Below are 254 nucleotides of genomic sequence, written 5' to 3'. Positions count from 1 at the left end.
CTGCGCGAGGCCCTGGACATCCCGGTCTTCCACGACGACCAGCACGGCACCGCCATCGTGGTGCTCGCCGCGCTCACCAACGCGCTGCGGGTGGTCGGCAAGGCCATCGAGGACGTGCGGGTGGTCATGTCCGGCGCCGGCGCCGCGGGCACCGCGATCCTCAAGCTGCTGATCGCCGCCGGCGTCAAGCACGCCGTGGTCGCCGACATCGAGGGCGTGGTCCACGCCGGCCGCGCCGACCTGGTCGACGCCGA

General features: G+C 73.6%; 1 protein-coding gene. It reads left to right on the top strand.

Annotated features, from left to right (window positions below; all coding sequences use genetic code 11):
• Positions 1-254, top strand: a 254-nt coding sequence (locus tag CD790_RS34310; protein WP_313956578.1) for a malic enzyme-like NAD(P)-binding protein, incomplete at both ends; no start/stop codon positions are given.

Source organism: Streptomyces sp. SAJ15 (assembly GCF_007595705.1).
Taxonomy (GTDB): domain Bacteria; phylum Actinomycetota; class Actinomycetes; order Streptomycetales; family Streptomycetaceae; genus Streptomyces.
This window is presented reverse-complemented; position numbering and strand designations above follow the sequence as displayed.